This window comes from Bacillus sp. AY3-1, assembly GCF_008368785.1.
Classification (GTDB): domain Bacteria; phylum Bacillota; class Bacilli; order Bacillales; family Bacillaceae_G; genus Bacillus_A; species Bacillus_A wiedmannii.
Genome location: NZ_QORZ01000051.1, coordinates 1 through 630, shown reverse-complemented (window position 1 = coordinate 630; position 630 = coordinate 1). Strand labels below are relative to the sequence as shown.

Sequence of the window (630 nt, the reverse complement as noted above, 5' to 3'; positions counted from 1 at the left end):
GTGGCTCGGGACGGAATCGAACCGCCGACACGAGGATTTTCAGTCCTCTGCTCTACCGACTGAGCTACCGAGCCAACATAAATGGCGGTCCCGACCGGGGTCGAACCGGCGATCTCCTGCGTGACAGGCAGGCATGTTAACCACTACACCACGGGACCATTTGGTTGCGGGGACAGGATTTGAACCTGCGACCTTCGGGTTATGAGCCCGACGAGCTACCGTGCTGCTCCACCCCGCGACAATATAATGTTTTTTTAAAAATGGAGGAGGTAGAGGGATTCGAACCCCCGCGCGACTCTCGCCGCCTGTCGGTTTTCAAGACCGATCCCTTCAGCCGAACTTGGGTATACCTCCATGAAGGAAAAATAAAAATTTTATTATTATATGTATCTAAACCATTTAAAAAGAAAATGGAGGAGGTAGAGGGATTCGAACCCCCGCGCGATTCTCACCGCCTGTCGGTTTTCAAGACCGATCCCTTCAGCCGAACTTGGGTATACCTCCGAGACATATAATAAATAAAGTGGAGCCTAGCGGGATCGAACCGCTGACCTCCTGCGTGCAAGGCAGGCGCTCTCCCAGCTGAGCTAAGGCCCCATGTTTTTGGGAATATCGGGAAGACAGGATTTG

6 tRNA genes are annotated in these 630 nt (G+C 52.5%); all 6 read right to left on the bottom strand.

Going from position 1 to position 630, the window contains the following annotated elements:
- Position 1: 1 nt before the first annotated feature.
- The 6 genes from DN389_RS28220 to DN389_RS28195 all read right to left on the bottom strand — a co-directional run bounded on the left by DN389_RS28220 (position 2) and on the right by DN389_RS28195 (position 597).
- Positions 2-74, bottom strand: a tRNA-Phe gene (locus DN389_RS28220).
- A gap of 8 nt (positions 75-82) precedes the next feature.
- A tRNA-Asp gene (locus tag DN389_RS28215) sits at positions 83-158 on the bottom strand.
- Positions 159-161: 3 nt separating this feature from the next.
- Positions 162-238 (bottom strand) — tRNA-Met (locus DN389_RS28210).
- Between the two features lie 23 nt (positions 239-261).
- Positions 262-354 (bottom strand) — tRNA-Ser (locus DN389_RS28205).
- A gap of 57 nt (positions 355-411) precedes the next feature.
- Positions 412-504: transfer RNA gene (locus DN389_RS28200), tRNA-Ser, on the bottom strand.
- Between the two features lie 20 nt (positions 505-524).
- A tRNA-Ala gene (locus DN389_RS28195) sits at positions 525-597 on the bottom strand.
- Positions 598-630: the final 33 nt, after the last annotated feature.